The following is a 16,905-nucleotide window of genomic DNA, read 5'->3' on the forward strand; positions in this document are numbered from 1 at the left end:
GGCGTCGCTGCCGGCGGCATGCCCCGCGGCGGTGAGGGCCCAGCGCTCCCGGGTGCGGGCGGCAAGCGCACGGCCCTGGCGCAGCAGCACCGGCAGCGCCTGGTGCAGGGTGTCGCCCAGGGGGTGCTGGTAGTAGCGTGCGGTGAAGCGGCATAGCCACAGCCAGTCTTTCGGCAGCGGGGTGTCGTCCAGGCAGGCCAGCACCGGCTTGAGGTCGGATAGCGGCAGCTCGCCCCGGTCGCGGCACTCCACCACGATACCGACCACCTCGCGGCGTCCGAAGGACACCCTGACGCGCAGGCCCGGCTGCCAGCCACAAGCGGGTGCCTCGCGGGCCGGGCGATAGTCGAAGAGGCGGTGCAGCGGCGAGGGAATGGCGACGCGCAGCACGCGTGGCGCGGGCGATTCGGGCAATTGGCCTCCGGCGACGGGTCTGGTAGAATATTGCGCTCCCCGGCGCCTGGTCGGCGTTTCGGGGGTCCGGTGAGTTCCCATGATGGCTCGGCAACCGACAGCGCGTTGCGAGCCGGTGACAGACAACCGTATGCGGTGCCTGGCAACGGATCAGGTGGCGGCATACAGCGCAACGAGGCTCAAGATGAAACAAGGTATCCACCCCGAATACAAGGCGATCAAGGCGACCTGCTCCTGCGGTGCTGCTTTCGAGGTCGGCTCCACTGCCGGTCACGACCTGGAGCTGGACGTCTGCTCCCAGTGTCACCCCTTCTATACTGGCAAGCAGAAGCAGGCGACCACCGGTGGTCGCGTCGAGCGCTTCAACAAGCGCTTCGGCGCCGCGCTCAAGCGCTGATCGCGTTGCGGCACTACGCCGTGCGTGCCAAGAACCCGCCCACTGGGCGGGTTCTTGCGTATCTGGCCGGAACAATGTCGACAATGGTGCCCAATGAGCGCCGACCAGCCATCACGCATGGTGCTGTAAAGATATGGAAACTTTTTCTATACTCTGGATCACGACTTTACCCAAGCGGACACAAGCATGACTGACGCAAGACAGGCAGCGCTGGACTATCACGCCAAGCCCATTCCCGGGAAGCTCTCCATCGAGCTGACCAAGCCTACTGCCACCGCCAGGGATCTGGCTCTGGCCTACAGCCCCGGCGTGGCCGAGCCGGTACGCGAGATCGCCCGCGACCCCGAGAACGCCTATCGCTACACCGGCAAGGGCAACCTGGTGGCGGTGATCTCCGATGGCACCGCCATCCTCGGCCTGGGCAACCTGGGGCCGCTGGCCAGCAAGCCGGTCATGGAAGGCAAGGGTGTGCTGTTCAAACGCTTCGCCGGCATCAACTCCGTGGATATCGAGGTCAACGCCGAGAGTCCCCAGGCCTTCATCGATACCGTGGCGCGCATTGCCGATACCTGGGGTGGCATCAACCTCGAGGACATCAAGGCCCCGGAGTGCTTCGAGATCGAGCAGGCGCTCATCGAGCAGTGCAGCATCCCGGTGTTCCACGACGACCAGCACGGCACCGCCATCGTCACCACGGCAGGCACGCTCAACGCCCTGTCCATCGCCGGGAAGTCGGTCGAGGAGGCCAAGATCGTCTGCCTGGGCGCCGGCTCCGCCGCCATCGCCTGCATGAAGCTGCTGGTCAGCTGCGGCGCGCGTGCCGAGAATATCTACATGCTTGACCGCAAGGGGGTGATCCACACCGGGCGTGAGGATCTCAACCAGTACAAGGCGATGTTCGCCGTGGAGACCGACAAGCGTACCCTGGGCGACGCCATCGAGGGCGCCGACGTGTTCCTGGGCCTGTCCGGTCCCAACCTGCTCTCACCCGAGCAGCTCAAGAAGATGGCACCCAACCCGGTGGTGTTTGCCTGCTCCAACCCGGACCCGGAGATTCACCCGGAGCTCGCTCGCGAGACCCGCGATGATGTGATCATGGCGACCGGGCGTTCGGACTACCCCAACCAGGTCAACAACGTGTTGTGCTTCCCGTTCATCTTCCGCGGCGCGCTGGACGTGCGTGCCACGCGCATCAACGAGGAGATGAAGGTGGCCGCGGTGCACGCCCTCAAGGACCTGGCTCGGGAGCCGGTGCCCAGCGAGGTGCTCGAGGCCTACGAGATGGAGAGCATGAGCTTCGGTCGCGACTACATCATCCCCACCCCGGTCGATGTGCGCCTGCTTGACCGCGTGGCCTCCGCGGTGGCCCAGGCCGCCGTGGACTCCGGGGTGGCGCGCAAGCCCTACCCCTCCCACTATCCGCTCAAGACCGTCGACGACGTCTACGGCGGCTGACGCCGAGCGCCAAGCCAGCCGGATAGATAGAACGAGATCGGGGCCCAGCTGGGCCCCGATCTCGTTGTTGTGGTACTGCCTCCTTGGCGGGTCGCCCGCCTAGAAGATCGCCTCGTAGGTGCCGGTGCCCTGGGAGCCGCTGCGCTGTTCCACCTCGCGCTCCACGCGGCGCGGCTGGGTGCCGGGCAGGTGGTCGGGGTGGAAGATCTCGCTGATGCCCCCGCTCGACAGGCGCCTGCCGGTATCGGGGTCGATCTGGGCGGTGACCAGCTCTGCCGGCGGTTCGGGCATCGCCGGGGGCTGTCCCTCCAGGGCCTCGCCCATGAAGGTCATCCAGATCGGCAGGGCGGCGCTGGCGCCGTACTCGGCGGTGGTGGTGTTGTCATCCTTGCCCAGCCAGACCGTGGCCACCAGGTTGCTGTTGAAGCCGGCGAACCAGGTATCGCGCTGGCCGTTGGTGGTACCGGTCTTGCCGACGATATCCTCGCGGCCCAGCTCCAGGGCGCGGCGCCCGGTGCCGTTCTCGATCACGTCGCGCAGCATGTCGCGCAGGATATAGAGGTTGATGGGGTCTACCACCCGGGCGGCGACCGGATAGCTCCTGCCATCGAACGTCACCTGCTCCTGCCCCGGGGAGCAGGTGCGGCAGGCAACGGCGGGGCTGGCCTCTTCCACGACCGTCTCACCCTTGGCGACGCGCTCGACGAACCAGGGGGAGACCTTGAAGCCGCCGTTGGCCAGCACCGCATAGGCGTTGGTCATCTCCAATGGCGTCAGGCTGGCACTGCCCAGGGCCAGGGAGAGGCCGTTGGGCAGGCGCGCCTCCTCGAACCCGAAGCCCTCGAGGAAGCCGATGGTCTCGTTCAGGCCCACCTCGCGCAGCACGCGGATGGTGACCAGGTTGCGCGAGCGGGCCAGGGCGTTGCGCAGGCGCATGGGGCCCAGGAAGTCGCCGCTGGAGTTGACCGGGCGCCACAGCTCGTTGCTGCCGTCGTTGATCACCACCGGGGCATCGTTGACCACGCTGGCGGCTGTCATCGTGCCGCTCTCGAGTGCCGCCAGGTAGATGAAGGGCTTGAAGATGGAGCCCGACTGGCGCTGGGCCTGAACGGCGCGGTTGAACTTGCTGGCGTTGAAGTCGAAGCCGCCCTGCAGGGCGAGGATGGCACCGGTCTCGGGGTGCATCACCACCAGCGAGCCTTCGGCGTCGGGGCGCTGGGCCAGGCGCAGGCTGCCGTCCTCGCGCTCCATCACGCGCACCAGGTCGCCGCGGCCGGCGATATCGGCCGCCGAGCCGGGCTCCGGGCCGCGGTACTGGGCGTTGCGGAACTCACGGGCCCAGGAGAGGCCGTCCCACTCGATGGTGCGCAGCTCGCCGTCGCGCAGCAGTACGCGCATCTGGCGACCTTCGCTTTCCACCACGATGGCCGGGTGGAGCAGGCCGTAGCGCGGGGTGCGCTCGAGTACCTGGACCCAGTTGCTGACGTCGCCGTCGATGCCCTCGACCCGGGTCTCGCTGCGCTCGGCGGCGCGCCGCGCGGTCTCCAGCACCTCGGGGGATTCGTCGAGCTCCTCCTCGAGGCCGCTGCGCTCGGTGCGATCCTGCGCCTCGGCGAGGCTCTGGGGCACCTCCTCCTCCTCCGGGCCACGCCAGCCGTGGCGGGTATCATAGTTAATCAGGCCGCGGGCCAGGGCACGACGCGCCATGGGCTGGAGCTCGCTGTCCAGGGTGGTGGTGATGTTGTAGCCGCCGGTATAGGCCTCGCTCTCACCGAAACGGTCCACGGCATACTGGCGGGCCATCTCGGCGACATAGTCGGCATCCACCTCGGCCTGGGCCACGTGGCGCTCGGCGGTGATCGGCGCCTGCGCGGCCTCGTCGTAGGTAGCCTGGTCGATATACCCCAGATCGCGCATGCGGAACAGGATCCAGTTACGGCGGATCAGTGCACGCTCCGGGTTGGTCAGCGGGTTGAAGTTGGAGGGCGCCTTGGGCAGGCCGGCGATCATCGCCTTCTCGGCCAGGGTCAGTTCATCCAGCGGGCGGTCGTAGTAGATCTCGGCGGCGGCGGCGATGCCGTAGGCGCGATGGCCGAGGAAGATCTTGTTGACGTAGAGCTCGAGGATCTCCTCCTTGCTGAGTACCTGCTCCATCTGCAGGGCCAGCAGGATCTCGCGGATCTTGCGGGTGAAGGTGCGGTCCAGGGTCAGCAGGTAGTTGCGCGCCACCTGCATGGTGATGGTGGAGCCGCCGGACTGGATCTCGCCGCCGCTGGCGACCAGCTCGCCGGCCGCGCGCATCAGCCCCATGGGGTCGACGCCGCGATGTTCAAAGAATCTGTCATCCTCGGCGGCCAGCAGCGCCTGGATGAACTCCTCGGGGATCTCGGCATGATCGATCGGCAGGCGACGCTCCTCGCCGTACTCTCCGATCAGCTTGCCGTCGCGGGTATAGATGCGCAACGGTGAGTGCAGCTCGAAGTCCTGGAGCTGGCGCACGTCGGGCAGCCCGGGAGCGAAATAGAGGGCGGCGCCCACCACGCCGAGCCCGGCCGCGGCGATCAGCGAGACGGTGAGCCAGGCCAGGGAGAAGAGCAGGGTTCTGATAAACGTCATGAAGTGGCGGTGTCCATGCAGGGAACTGGAGCGGTTGTGAAGTGATGACGAGAGATCCGGTTGCGCGGCCATTATAGGAAGCCGGGGCGGGGGTCACCAGCGTTGACGGTGCAAGCCCAAGGTTTACCGTGTGACCATTGGCAAGATCATGTAACCTCATGCTACAGGATGGGAACAACAATCGAGACCTGCCGATATGTGTAAGGCGGGCACCATGACAAGGCGGGCAAGCCGCAAGACTCAGCAGGGGCAGGACCGAGATGCGATTGATGGCATCCAGCAAGGGACTGATCGGCGTCGACATCACCTCGGCCACGGTCAAGCTCGTGGAACTTCGGCGGGCTGGCGCCACTTATCAGGTGGAAAGCTATGCCGTCAGGCCGCTGCGCGAAGGCGCGGTGGTCGAACGGCGCATCCAGGATATGGGCGAGGTAGTAGATGCCCTTACCCGAGCCGTTCAGCAGGCAAAGCCACACACCCGCCAGGTGGTGGTATCGGTGCCCGCCAGTGCGGCGATCACCAAGACCCTCACGCTACCGGCGTCGCTCAGCGACGACGAGATCGAATCGCGCATCCAGCTCGATTCAGACAAGCACATTCCGTTTCCGTTCAGTGAGGTCGCCTTCGACTTCCAGCGCCTGGGGCTCAACGCCCGCTACGCCGACCAGCAGGATGTGCTGCTGGTGGCCTGCCGGCAGCAGGACGTCAGCCAGCTGACCGATGCCGTGATGCAGTCCGGCCTGACGCCGGCGGCGGTGGATGTCGAGACCTTCGCCATGGAGCGTGCCTTCACCGAGGTGCGCCACCAGCTGCCGGCGCTCAGCGGCGAGGAGGACTGTGTGGCGCTGGTGGATATCGGGGCGACCATGAACACCTTCCATGTGCTGCGCCAGGGCCGTGTGGTTTACAGCCGCGATACCGTGTTCGGCGGCCGCCAGCTCACCGAGGAGATCCGCAATCGCTATGGGCTGAGCTACGACGAGGCGGGCCTGGCCAAGAAGCGTGGCGGCCTGCCGGATGACTACCAGCGCAGTGTTCTCGACCCCTTCCTCGATACCCTGGTCCAGCAGGTGGGGCGCTCGCTACAGCTTTACTACACCGCCGGACGCAAGCAGGAGGTGCGTCACATGGTGCTGGCCGGTGGCTCCAGCGTGCTTCCCGGCCTGGCCGAGCGGCTGGCTCAGGAGAGCGGCCTGGAGGTCTCCATCGCCAACCCCCTGGCGCGCATGAAGGTCAACAACCGCATCGACGTGCAGACCCTCTCCGGCGACGCGCCGGCGATGCTCACGGCCTGCGGACTGGCAATGAGGGCGCGCCCATGACCATCGAGATCAACCTCCTGCCCTGGCGTGAGGAGCAGCGTGTCCGGCGCAGCAAGCGTTTCTATGTGGCCCTCGGGCTGGCGGCGCTGCTGGGCCTCGGCGGCGGCTACGGCATGACCTGGTACTACGAGCAGGAGGCCGAGGCCCAGCGCCAGCGGAATGCCCATATCGAGGCTCAGAGCCGCCAGCTTGACTCCGCCATTCGCGAGATCAGCGAGCTCGAGCAGATCCGCGAGCAGATGCTCGAGCAGGTGCGGGTCTTTACCGAGCTGCAGAACGGGCGCACCCAGACGGTACACGTGATGAGCGACCTCACCACCAGCCTCGAGGAGGGGGTGCACTACACCCAGCTCAATCGCCAGGGCGACAGCCTGCGCCTCTCCGGCAGGGCTGAAGATAATGGCCAGGTCTCCGACCAGTTGCGTCAATTGGCGGCGGCGGCCTCCTTTACCGAGCCGGTGCTCTCCGAGGTGGAGGCCGAGGGAGGCGGGGAGCGCAGGAGCTTCAGCCTCAGCATGAGTCAGCGCATGCCCGAAGCGCCCGCGGAGGCACCGCAAGGCGGGACCGAGGAGGAGGGGTCATGAGTCTCAATGCCGAGATGCGTCGCCTGCGTGATCTGGATTGGCGCGAACTGGATATCAAGGAGGCCGGGATCTGGCCCTGGTCACTGCAGCTGCTGCTCTGCCTGGTGCTGCTGGGCGTGACCTTCTTCGCCATGCACTGGTATCTGGCCGGTCCCGCCAAGGAACAGCTCGATCAGGTCAGGGCAGAAGAGCCGCGGCTGATCCGCGACTACCGCAGCAAGGCGGCCCAGGCCGCCAACCTCGAGGCCATGCGCGAGCAGATGGGCGTGCTCGAGGCACGCATGGACACGCTGCGCGAGATGCTGCCCAGCGGTGCCGAGATTCCGGCGCTGATCGACGACATCACCGAGACCGCCCTCGACAACCAGCTGACCATCGATTACATCCGTCTGCGCGGCACCGCGGCGCGGGAGCACTACGTCGAGCAGCCCTTCGATATCCAGGTGCGTGGCGACTATCACCGCATCGCGGCCTTCCTGGCTGGCGTGGCCGGGCTGCCGCGCATCGTCACCCTGCATGACATGACCCTGGCGCCGGAAGGCGGTGATGGTCAGAACCTGCGCCTCTCCATGCTGGCGCGCACCTACAGCTACCGCCAGCGCGAGGAGGGTGGCTCATGATGGTCTGGCAGAAATCGCTCCTTGTCGTGGCCGGCCTGGCGGTGATCGCCGGCTGTGCCGACCCACAGCTGACCAGCCTCGATCGCGACCTGGCCGATATCCGCAGCAACCCCGGTCCGACGCCCAACGTCGAGCTGCCGGAGATACCCGATTATGAGCCAGTGCCCTACGATGAGGCCGACCTGCGCAGCCCCTTCGTGCCGCGGCTGCCCGAGGCGGAGCAGCAGGCTCAGGGTTCCGTGGAGCTGGCGCCCGACCTGACCCGCCCGCGGGAGACGCTGGAGGCCTACAAGCTCAGTGAGCTGCGGCTGGTGGGTACCCTCACCGAGAGCGGTCAGCCCTCGGCACTGGTGCGCGCTCCGGACGGCCAGGTCCATCGGCTGCGGGTGGGCAACCATATGGGCAGCGACTTCGGCCGCATCGTCAGCATCACCTCGTCAACGGTGCAGCTGATCGAGGTAGTGCCGACCGGTCGCGGCGGCTGGGTCGAGCGCACCACGCGCCTCGAGCTCAATGGCCAGGGTGACGCCTGATAGACAGCCGGCAGAATCAGAAGCGATCAGCGGCCAGCGGCCGAGTAAACAGGCAAACAAGCGAACTAATAAGCGAACAGCACAGCAAGCTTACCGCCGTTCCCGGGGAGCGGCGTCAAGCGGGGGGAAGGGAACCATGCGATCACTCATCATCAAGCGTGCCGTGGCATTGCTCGCCATGCTGGCGGTGTCGGGAACTGCCCTGGCGGCCTCGACGCTCGAAGGCCTCGACTTTCGGCAGGGTGCCAGCGGCGAGCTCGAGGTCGATCTCGACTTCGCTGGACCGGTGCCCGAGGTGCGCGGCTACCGTATCGATGATCCGGCACGGCTGACCATCGACCTGATGGAGACCGACAACCGCCTCGATCGCCGCAGCTACTCCCTGGGCATCGGCGGCGTGCAGCAGGTCACCGCCCTGGAAGCCGGCTCACGTACCCGCCTGGTCTTCGACCTCGAGGGGCCGCTGCCCTACAACACTCGCGAGCAGGGCGACCGCCTGCGCCTGGCCATCGGCGGTGGCGCCGCCGATACCGGCGTGGCCGCCCGTGCCGCCAGCCCTTCCACCACCCCGACGGCCACCACCACGACAGCCGCCGCGTCGCCAGAGCCGGCGCCGCGACAGCCGGTCAGCAGCGGCCCCAGCGTCGAGGATATCGACTTCCGCCGCGGCAGCGACGGTGCCGGTCGACTGGTGGTCACCTTCGATCGCGCCGGCGTCGATGCCCGGGTCCGCGAGAGCGGCCGCAACCGCATCACCGCCGAACTGATGGACGTCGACCTGCCTACCTCGCTGGATCAGGTCTACGATGTCAGCGACTTCGGCACCCCACTGCAGCGGATCACCCCGAGAGTGGGGCGCAACGGCGTGACCCTCGACATCCAGGGCAGCGGCGACTATGCCATGGTCTCCACCCAGAGTGGTCGCCAGCTGACCATCGAGGCCCAGCCGGTGACGCGCCAGGAGCAGGAGCAGCGTGTCCGCGAGCAGTTCCCCTATACCGGCGAGCGCATCACCCTGAACTTCCAGGATATCGAGGTGCGTTCGGTGCTGGCGATCATCGCCGACTTTACCGGCCTCAACCTGGTGGCCAGCGACAGCGTGCAGGGTCGCGTGACCCTGAACCTCGAGGATGTGCCCTGGGACCAGGCGCTGGACCTGGTGCTCAAGAGCCACGGCCTCTCCAGCCGGCAGGACGGTAATGTCATCGTGGTTGCCCCCGCCGCCGAGCTGGCCCAGCGGGAACAGCTCGAGCTGCAGACCCGCGAGCAGCTCGAGACCCTGGCACCGCTGGAGACCGAATATATTCAGGTCAAGTATGCCAAGGCACCAGATATTGCCGCTCTGCTCAAGGGGAGTGGAGAGAATGCTTTCGGCCTGATGACCGAGCGCGGCAAGGTGGCGGTGGACCCGCGCACCAATACCCTGCTGATCCAGGATACCGCCGACCAGATTGACATGATTCTATCGACTCTTGATCGATTGGATGTGGCGGTTCGTCAGGTTCAAATTGAGGCGCGTATCGTGATCGCTAGTGATACGGCTTCCCGTGAGCTTGGTGTTAACTGGAGTGCTTCGAGCACTAGAGGATTTCAGCCGGATGGTGATGGTACATTCAGCGGTCGTGATATTAACGACCAAGGCTTGAACCGTGCTATGGGCGGGCTGGCAGTAGACTTTGGCTCAGGCAGCTCAGCCACTGGCGTCACTTTTGGCTATCTTGCAGGTGACATTCTGCTAGACCTCGAGTTGCGCGCCCTAGAGAGTGATGACAAGAGTTATACTATTTCCCAGCCGCGTGTCATAACAGCTAACCAGAGTACGGCTACTATTAGTCAAGGTACTAATATCCCCTACACTTCAGTGTCTGAGCAGGGTGCTGATCCCGATGTTGAATTTATTGAAGCAGTTCTCTCTCTTGAAGTGACGCCACAGATAACTCCTGATGACAGGATTATCATGAATCTTGTCATCAATAATGATGAGCCTGGTGACGTGGCAGAAAACGGTGAAAGAGAGATAAATACTAACTCAATTGAAACGCAAGTGCTTGCGGACAACGGTCAGACCGTGGTGCTGGGGGGTATCCTCAAGACCATCGAGGAGAGCCGAGAAGGGAAGACGCCGTTCCTTGGAGATTTGCCGGTGATCGGGAATCTGTTTAAATATAGCTCTGTGCGTAATGAGAAGGCTGAACTGCTGGTGTTCATTACCCCACGAATCCTCGACGACGGTGTGGCCCTTCGCTGATGCTGGCACTACCCAACCTGATACTGATCGGCCCCATGGGGGCCGGCAAGAGCACCATCGGCCGCCTCCTGGCGGCCGAGCTTTCTCGTGACTTCCTGGATACCGACCATGAGATCCAGGCGCGCTGCGGCGCCGATATCCCCTGGATCTTCGACGTGGAGGGCGAGGCGGGCTTCCGCGACCGCGAGACCCAGATGATCGACGAGCTGACCCGCCGCGAGGGCGTGGTGATCGCCACCGGCGGCGGCGCCGTGCTGCGCGAGGAGAATCGCCGCATGCTGCGCGACCGGGGCACCGTCATCTACCTCTACACCACCGTGGAGCAGCAGCTCAAGCGTACCGCCAAGGACCGCAACCGGCCGCTGCTGCAACGCCCCGACAAGGAGGCGGTGCTGCGCGAGATGTTCGGCGTGCGTGACCCGCTCTACCGTGCCACCGCCGACCTCACGGTGCGCACCGATCGCCGCGGCCCGCGTGCGGTGGTCAACGATATCGTCCGCCGCGTGACGCGGCTGGTCGACCCCCTGCAAGCCAAGGCCTGAACCATGACCCAGACCCTCTCCGGCCCGCACACCCTCGAGGTGGCGCTGGGCGACCGCAGCTATCCCATCCATATCGGCCCCGGCCTGCTCCGTGAGCCTGGTGTCCTGGCGCCCTGGCTGGCCGGTCGCCAGGTGATGATCGTCACCAACGAGACGGTGGCGCCGCTCTACCTTGCCCAATGCCGCAGCGCCCTGCCGGCCGACGCCGAAGTGCGCGAGCTGGTGCTGCCCGACGGCGAGGCCACCAAGAACCTCGCGCATGTCTCGCGCATCTGGGATGCCCTGCTCGAGGCGGGTTTCAATCGCCGCTGCACCCTGGTGGCCCTGGGCGGCGGGGTGATCGGTGACATGGTGGGCTTCGCCGCCGCCTGCTACCAGCGCGGCGTGGCCTTCATCCAGGTGCCCACCACCCTGCTGGCCCAGGTGGACTCCTCGGTGGGCGGCAAGACCGGGGTCAACCATCCGCTGGGCAAGAACATGATCGGCGCCTTCTGGCAGCCCCGGGCGGTGCTGATCGACACCGATACCCTGGCCACACTGCCGCCCCGTGAGCTCTCGGCCGGTCTGGCTGAGGTGATCAAGTACGGCCTGATTCGCGATGTCGACTTCCTCGCCTGGCTGGAGCAGGCACTGCCCGCGCTGCGCGACCTGGCACCCGCGGCCCTGGCTCATGCCATCCAGCGCAGCTGTGCGCTCAAGGCGGAGATCGTCGCCGAGGATGAGACCGAGCAGGGCGTGCGTGCGCTGCTCAACCTGGGCCACACCTTCGGCCACGCCATCGAGGCGCATCAGGGCTATGGCAACTGGCTGCATGGTGAGGCCGTGGGCACCGGCATGCTGATGGCCGCCGAGCTCTCGGCGCGCCTGGGCTGGCTCACCACGGATGACGTTGAGCGGGTACGGGCCATCCTGCGGGCCGCGGGCCTGCCGCTGGAGGCCCCGGCCGAGATGGGTGTCGACGATTTCCTGTCGCGCATGCGCCTCGACAAGAAGAACGTCGACAGCCGCCTGCGCCTGGTGCTGCTGCACGCCCTGGGCGATGCCTGCGTGGATGACGCCACGCCCGAGGTGACCCTGGCGACGCTGCTGGAGCAGTTCCCCCGCGGCTGAGCCAGCCTCCTTCCCCCTCACCCTGTTCTTTCCTGATCAAAGTCACGCCCGCGCCATCCCGGTGCGGGCGTTGCTCGTCTATGCTGCGGTGAGCGGCGCCGAAAGCCGACAGGAATCGATCGATTGGAATGGCTTATGCGCTATCGGCATGGGGAAATCCGCCGTTATCAGACTAAAGTCTAGTGCCTTTTCCTAATTCGTTAAACCTGCGTTTATGGTGATTGCAAGTCGTTGACTGGCGGGATTTTTTGTCCTGGGGGGTGGTTGGCAACTGTCGGATTTATCGACGTTTTTACAGAAGGGGAGGGCGCGATCCCGTTGCGCTGCAGCGCGGCCGCTGGCTATGCTGGTCGCTCTTTTGCCATGCAGGCCGGCGCGGGGATTGCGCCATCTCGGTGAAATAAAAAACCTTAAAAAATATCACGAGAATCCTGCCAATAAAACCACTTTCTCGAGGCGCGCCAATGAACAGAGGTCTTCATCAGCCCGGCGAGTTCCGCGACAACTGCGGGTTCGGCCTGATCGCTCACATGGAGGGCCGCGCCAGCCACGAGCTGCTGCGCACCGCCATCGAATCCCTGACCTGCATGACCCACCGCGGCGGCATCGCCGCCGACGGCAAGACCGGTGACGGCTGCGGCCTGCTGCTGCAGCTGCCGGATGCCTTTATGCGCCAGGTTGCACAGGAAGCCCTCAAGGTCGAGCTGGGCGAGCGCTACGCGGTGGGGGCGGTGTTCCTGCCCGATGACGATGCTCGAGCCGCCCACGCCGCGGAGGTGCTCGAGGGGGAGCTGCGCGCCCGTGGCCTGGTGATTCGTGGCTGGCGCGAGGTGCCGCTGGACTCCTCGGTGTGCGGCCCCATGGCGCTCGAGTGCCTGCCGCGCATCCGTCATCTGTTCGTGGAGCCGGGCAAGAACGGCAGCCCCGAGACCTTCGAGGTCGACCTCTTCATGGCCCGTCGCCTCGCCGAGCAGGCGCTGCGCGACGAGCAGGAGTTCTACGTCTGCTCGCTATCCGAGAAGGTGCTCTCCTACAAGGGCCTGGTGATGCCGGTGGACCTGCCGGCCTTCTACCACGACCTCGGCGACGAGCGCCTGGAGACCGCCATCTGCGTCTTCCACCAGCGCTTCTCCACCAACACCGCGCCGCGCTGGCCGCTGGCCCAGCCGTTCCGGCTGCTGGCCCACAACGGCGAGATCAACACCATCGAGGCCAACCGCGGCTGGGCCAACTCGCGCAAGGAGAACTTCACCTGCGAGCGACTGCCCGACATCGCCGAGCTCGACGAGATCGTCAACACCGTGGGCTCCGACTCCTCGAGCATGGACAACATGCTCGAGGTGCTGCTGATGGGCGGCATGGAGCTGCACCGCGCGGTGCGCATGATGGTGCCGCCGGCCTGGCAGAACGTCGAGCTGATGGATGCAGAGCTGCGCGCCTTCTACGAGTACAACTCCATGCACGTGGAGCCCTGGGATGGCCCCGCCGGGGTGGTCATGACCGATGGCCGCCAGGCGCTGTGCATGCTCGACCGCAACGGCCTGCGCCCGGCACGCTGGGTGATCACCAAGAACGGCTTCATCACCCTCGCCTCGGAGATCGGCACCTACGGCTACCGGCCCGAGGACGTGGTGGCCAAGGGCCGCGTGGGGCCGGGTCAGGTGCTCGCCGTGGATACCGAGACCGGCGAGGTGCTGCACACCGACGATATCGATGCCCGCCTCAAGTCGGCCTACCCCTACAAGCGCTGGCTCAAGCAGGAGGCGCAGTACCTGGAGTCGGCGCTCACCGAGCTTGCCAGCTTCCATAACATGGACGCCGACGCCCTGGCGGTGGCCCAGAAGATGTTCCAGGTCAGCTTCGAGGAGCGTGACCTGCTGCTGCGCCCGCTGGGCGAGAGCGGCCAGGAGGCGGTGGGCTCCATGGGTGACGACACCCCCATGGCAGTGCTCTCCGCCAAGCCGCGCGTGCTCAGCGACTACTTCCGCCAGAAGTTCGCCCAGGTCACCAATCCGGCCATCGACCCGCTGCGCGAGGCGATCGTGATGTCGCTGGAGACCTGCATCGGCGCCGAGCGTAACGTCTTCAAGGCGACCCCGGAGCATGCCCACCGCATCATCCTGACCACGCCGATCCTCTCGCCGCGCAAGTTCACCGCCCTGGTGGAGCAGGAGGATCCGGCCTACGCCAGCCACCGGCTGCGCATGGCCTACGACCCCGAAAAGCATGGCCTGCAGGCGGCCCTGCGCGAGCTCTGTCGCGAGGCCGAGCAGGCGGTGCAGGCGGGCAAGGTGATCCTGGTGCTCTCCGACGCCGACCTCGAGAAGGGCGAGCTGCCGATCCACGCGGCCCTGGCGGTGGGCGCCGTGCACCACCACCTGGGCCGGCTGGCGCTGCGCCCGCGCTGCAACATCGTGGTGGAGACCGGCTACGCCCGCGACGCCCACCAGATGGCGGTGCTGTTCGGCGTCGGCGCCACCGCGGTCTTCCCGTGGCTCGCCTATCAGGTGATGGCCGACATGCACCGCACCGGCGAGCTGGTCGGCAACCCCGCCGATGCCCGCGAGAACTATCGCAAGGGGCTGCAGAAGGGGCTGTTCAAGATCCTCTCCAAGATGGGCATCTCGACGCTGGCCTCCTACCGCGGCTCCATGCTCTTCGAGGCGGTGGGCCTCGACGACGAGGTGATGGCGCTGTGCTTCCCGGGAATGGCCTCGCGCATCCAGGGCAGCGGCTTCGCCGAGCTCCAGCTGCAGCAGGAGCTGCTCGCCCGCGACGCCTGGATCCCGCGCAAGGGCATCAGCCAGGGCGGCCTGTTCAGGTACGTGCACGGCCACGAGTACCACGCCTTCAACCCCGACGTGGTCAAGTCCCTGCAGGAGGCGGTGCAGGAGGGCAGCTACGCCAAGTGGAAGCGCTTCGCGGCGCTGGTCAACGAGCGTGACCCCGCCACCCTTCGCGACCTGCTGCGCCTCAAGCCGGCCGCCGAGCCCTTGCCCCTCGAGGAGGTGGAGCCGGTAGAGGAACTGCTGCCGCGCTTCGACAGTGCCGGCATGTCGCTGGGCGCGCTGTCGCCGGAGGCCCATGAGGCGCTGGCCCAGGCCATGAACGAGTCCGGCGGGCGCTCCAACTCAGGCGAGGGCGGCGAGGATCCGGCCCGCTACGGCACCATCCGCTCCTCCAAGATCAAGCAGATCGCCTCGGGGCGCTTCGGCGTCACCCCGGCCTACCTGGTCAACGCCGAGGTGCTGCAGATCAAGGTGGCCCAGGGCGCCAAGCCCGGCGAGGGCGGCCAGCTGCCCGGCGGCAAGGTCAACGAGCTGATCGCCCGGCTGCGCTACGCGGTGCCCGGCGTGACGCTGATCTCGCCGCCGCCGCATCACGACATCTACTCCATCGAGGACCTGGCGCAGCTGATCTTCGACCTCAAGCAGGTCAACCCGGACGCCCAGGTCTCGGTGAAGCTGGTGTCCGAGCCCGGCATCGGCACCATCGCCACCGGCGTGGCCAAGGCCTACGCCGACCTGATCACCGTCTCCGGCTACGACGGCGGCACCGCGGCTAGCCCCATCACCTCCGTCAAGCACGCCGGCTCTCCTTGGGAGCTGGGCCTGCCCGAGGTGCATCAGGCGCTGCGCATCAACGGCCTGCGCGACAAGATCCGCCTGCAGACCGACGGCGGCCTCAAGACCGGCCTCGACGTGGTCAAGGCGGCGATCCTCGGCGCCGAGAGCTTCGGCTTCGGCACCGCGCCCATGGTGGCGCTGGGCTGCAAGTACCTGCGCATCTGCCACCTCAACAACTGCGCCACCGGAGTGGCCACCCAGGATGATTATCTTCGTGGCGAGCACTTCCGCGGCACCGTGGACATGGTCAAGCACTACTTCCGCTTCATCGCCGAGGAGGTGCGCGAGCTGATGGCGATGCTCGGCGTGCGCCAGCTGACCGACCTGATTGGCCGCACCGACCTGCTCGAGGCGATCGAGGGGGTGACCGCCTCCCAGCGCAAGCTGGACCTCACCCCGCTGCTCGGCAACGACCACGTGCCGGTGGACGCCCCGCAGTTCTGCCAGGTGAGCCGCAACGTGCCCCATGACCCGGGCGCCAAGAACCAGGAGGTGCTGGAGGCACTCAAGGAGGCCATCGAGCAGAAGAGCGGCGGCGAGTTCGCCTTCACCATCACCAACTGCGACCGCTCCGTGGGCGCGTTGACCTCCGGCGCCATCGCCAAGCGCTACGGCGAGGCGGGCCTCGAGGATGCCCCGGTCACCGCCCGCTTCACCGGCGTGGCCGGCCAGAGCTTCGGGGTGTGGAACGCCCGCGGCCTGCACCTCTACCTGGAGGGCGACGCCAACGACTATGTCGGCAAGGGCATGAACGGCGGCAAGGTAGTGATCACGCCGCCGAAGGGCAGCCGCTTCGAGAGCCACCGCACGGCGATCGTCGGCAACACCTGCCTGTATGGCGCCACCGGCGGCAAGCTCTTTGCCGCGGGCACCGCCGGCGAGCGCTTCGGGGTGCGCAACTCCGGCGCCCACGCGGTGATCGAGGGTGCCGGCGACCACTGCTGCGAGTACATGACCGGCGGCCTGGTGGCCGTGCTCGGCGAGACCGGGGTCAACTTCGGGGCGGGCATGACCGGTGGCTTCGCCTACGTGCTCGACGAGGACCGCTCCTTCGTCGACAAGTACAACCACGAGCTGGTGGAGATCCACCGTGTGAATACCGAGACCATGGAAGCCCATCGCCGCCATCTGCGCGAGATCATCGAGGAGTTCGTCGCCGAGACCGACTCGGCCCGCGGCCACGCCATCCTCGAGGACTTCAGCGACTTCACCCGCCACTTCTGGCTGGTGAAGCCCAAGGCGGCGAGCCTGAACAGCCTGCTGGCCCAGTCCCGGCGACAGCCGGAGTAGAGAGGCGGCGACAGCCGGAATAAGAGGCGGCGACAGCCGGAGTAGAGAGGCGGCTTCAGCAGGAACAAGAGCCGCAACCGGATCAGCCAACAGGCAGGCGCCCGCCCCGGTATCCCGGGGCCAGGCCGACAGGACTTCCAGGAGAGAC

General features: G+C 66.6%; 11 protein-coding genes and 1 pseudogene. 10 read left to right on the forward strand and 2 right to left on the reverse strand.

What is annotated here, in order from left to right; genetic code table 11:
- Positions 1 to 414 (reverse strand): annotated as a pseudogene (locus LWH48_RS07160) (primosomal protein N'); the annotation flags it as partial.
- Between the two features lie 184 nt (positions 415 to 598).
- Between LWH48_RS07160 and rpmE the strand changes: the two are divergent.
- The gene (rpmE, locus tag LWH48_RS07165) at positions 599 to 811 is read left to right on the forward strand and encodes a 50S ribosomal protein L31 (protein WP_161430090.1); all 213 of its coding nucleotides are present in this window, start codon (positions 599 to 601) and stop codon (positions 809 to 811) included.
- A gap of 186 nt (positions 812 to 997) precedes the next feature.
- Positions 998 to 2,266: a malic enzyme-like NAD(P)-binding protein gene (locus LWH48_RS07170; RefSeq protein WP_232912050.1), complete on the forward strand. Its 1,269-nt coding sequence runs from the start codon at positions 998 to 1,000 to the stop codon at positions 2,264 to 2,266.
- Between the two features lie 99 nt (positions 2,267 to 2,365).
- On the opposite strand, the gene LWH48_RS07175 is transcribed toward LWH48_RS07170, so the two are convergent.
- Positions 2,366 to 4,882: a penicillin-binding protein 1A gene (locus LWH48_RS07175; protein WP_232912051.1), complete on the reverse strand. Its 2,517-nt coding sequence runs from the start codon at positions 4,880 to 4,882 to the stop codon at positions 2,366 to 2,368.
- Between the two features lie 260 nt (positions 4,883 to 5,142).
- Here LWH48_RS07175 and LWH48_RS07180 point away from each other — a divergent pair, with 260 nt between their 5' ends.
- The 8 genes from LWH48_RS07180 (at position 5,143) to gltB (ending at position 16,757) form a co-directional block, all read left to right on the forward strand.
- Entirely contained in the window at positions 5,143 to 6,204 is a 1,062-nt protein-coding gene (locus tag LWH48_RS07180) for a pilus assembly protein PilM (RefSeq protein ID WP_213312107.1), read from the forward strand.
- The gene (locus LWH48_RS07185; protein ID WP_161430094.1) at positions 6,201 to 6,788 is read left to right on the forward strand and encodes a PilN domain-containing protein; all 588 of its coding nucleotides are present in this window, start codon (positions 6,201 to 6,203) and stop codon (positions 6,786 to 6,788) included. The genes LWH48_RS07180 and LWH48_RS07185 overlap by 4 nt, the downstream gene beginning before the upstream one ends.
- Positions 6,785 to 7,408 carry a type 4a pilus biogenesis protein PilO gene (locus tag LWH48_RS07190; protein ID WP_161430095.1) on the forward strand — a complete coding sequence of 208 codons (624 nt, stop codon included), beginning with the start codon at positions 6,785 to 6,787 and terminating at the stop codon, positions 7,406 to 7,408. The genes LWH48_RS07185 and LWH48_RS07190 overlap by 4 nt, the downstream gene beginning before the upstream one ends.
- Positions 7,405 to 7,941 (forward strand): pilus assembly protein PilP, encoded by a 537-nt coding sequence (locus LWH48_RS07195; RefSeq protein ID WP_232912052.1) that lies wholly within the window; start codon positions 7,405 to 7,407, stop codon positions 7,939 to 7,941. The genes LWH48_RS07190 and LWH48_RS07195 overlap by 4 nt, the downstream gene beginning before the upstream one ends.
- A 136-nt stretch (positions 7,942 to 8,077) precedes the next feature.
- Positions 8,078 to 10,189, forward strand: a complete 2,112-nt coding sequence (gene pilQ / locus LWH48_RS07200) for a type IV pilus secretin PilQ (protein WP_232912053.1) — start codon at positions 8,078 to 8,080, stop codon at positions 10,187 to 10,189.
- Entirely contained in the window at positions 10,189 to 10,731 is a 543-nt protein-coding gene (gene aroK, locus LWH48_RS07205) for a shikimate kinase AroK (protein WP_232912054.1), read from the forward strand. The genes pilQ and aroK overlap by 1 nt, the downstream gene beginning before the upstream one ends.
- 3 nt (positions 10,732 to 10,734) lie before the next feature.
- Positions 10,735 to 11,841 (forward strand): 3-dehydroquinate synthase, encoded by a 1,107-nt coding sequence (aroB, locus tag LWH48_RS07210; protein WP_232912055.1) that lies wholly within the window; start codon positions 10,735 to 10,737, stop codon positions 11,839 to 11,841.
- A gap of 464 nt (positions 11,842 to 12,305) precedes the next feature.
- Positions 12,306 to 16,757, forward strand: a complete 4,452-nt coding sequence (gltB, locus tag LWH48_RS07215; RefSeq protein WP_232912056.1) for a glutamate synthase large subunit — start codon at positions 12,306 to 12,308, stop codon at positions 16,755 to 16,757.
- The last annotated feature ends 148 nt before the right edge of the window (positions 16,758 to 16,905 follow it).

Origin of the sequence: Halomonas sp. G15, from assembly GCF_021282295.1 — a bacterium.
In the GTDB taxonomy this organism is placed as follows: domain Bacteria; phylum Pseudomonadota; class Gammaproteobacteria; order Pseudomonadales; family Halomonadaceae; genus Halomonas; species Halomonas alimentaria.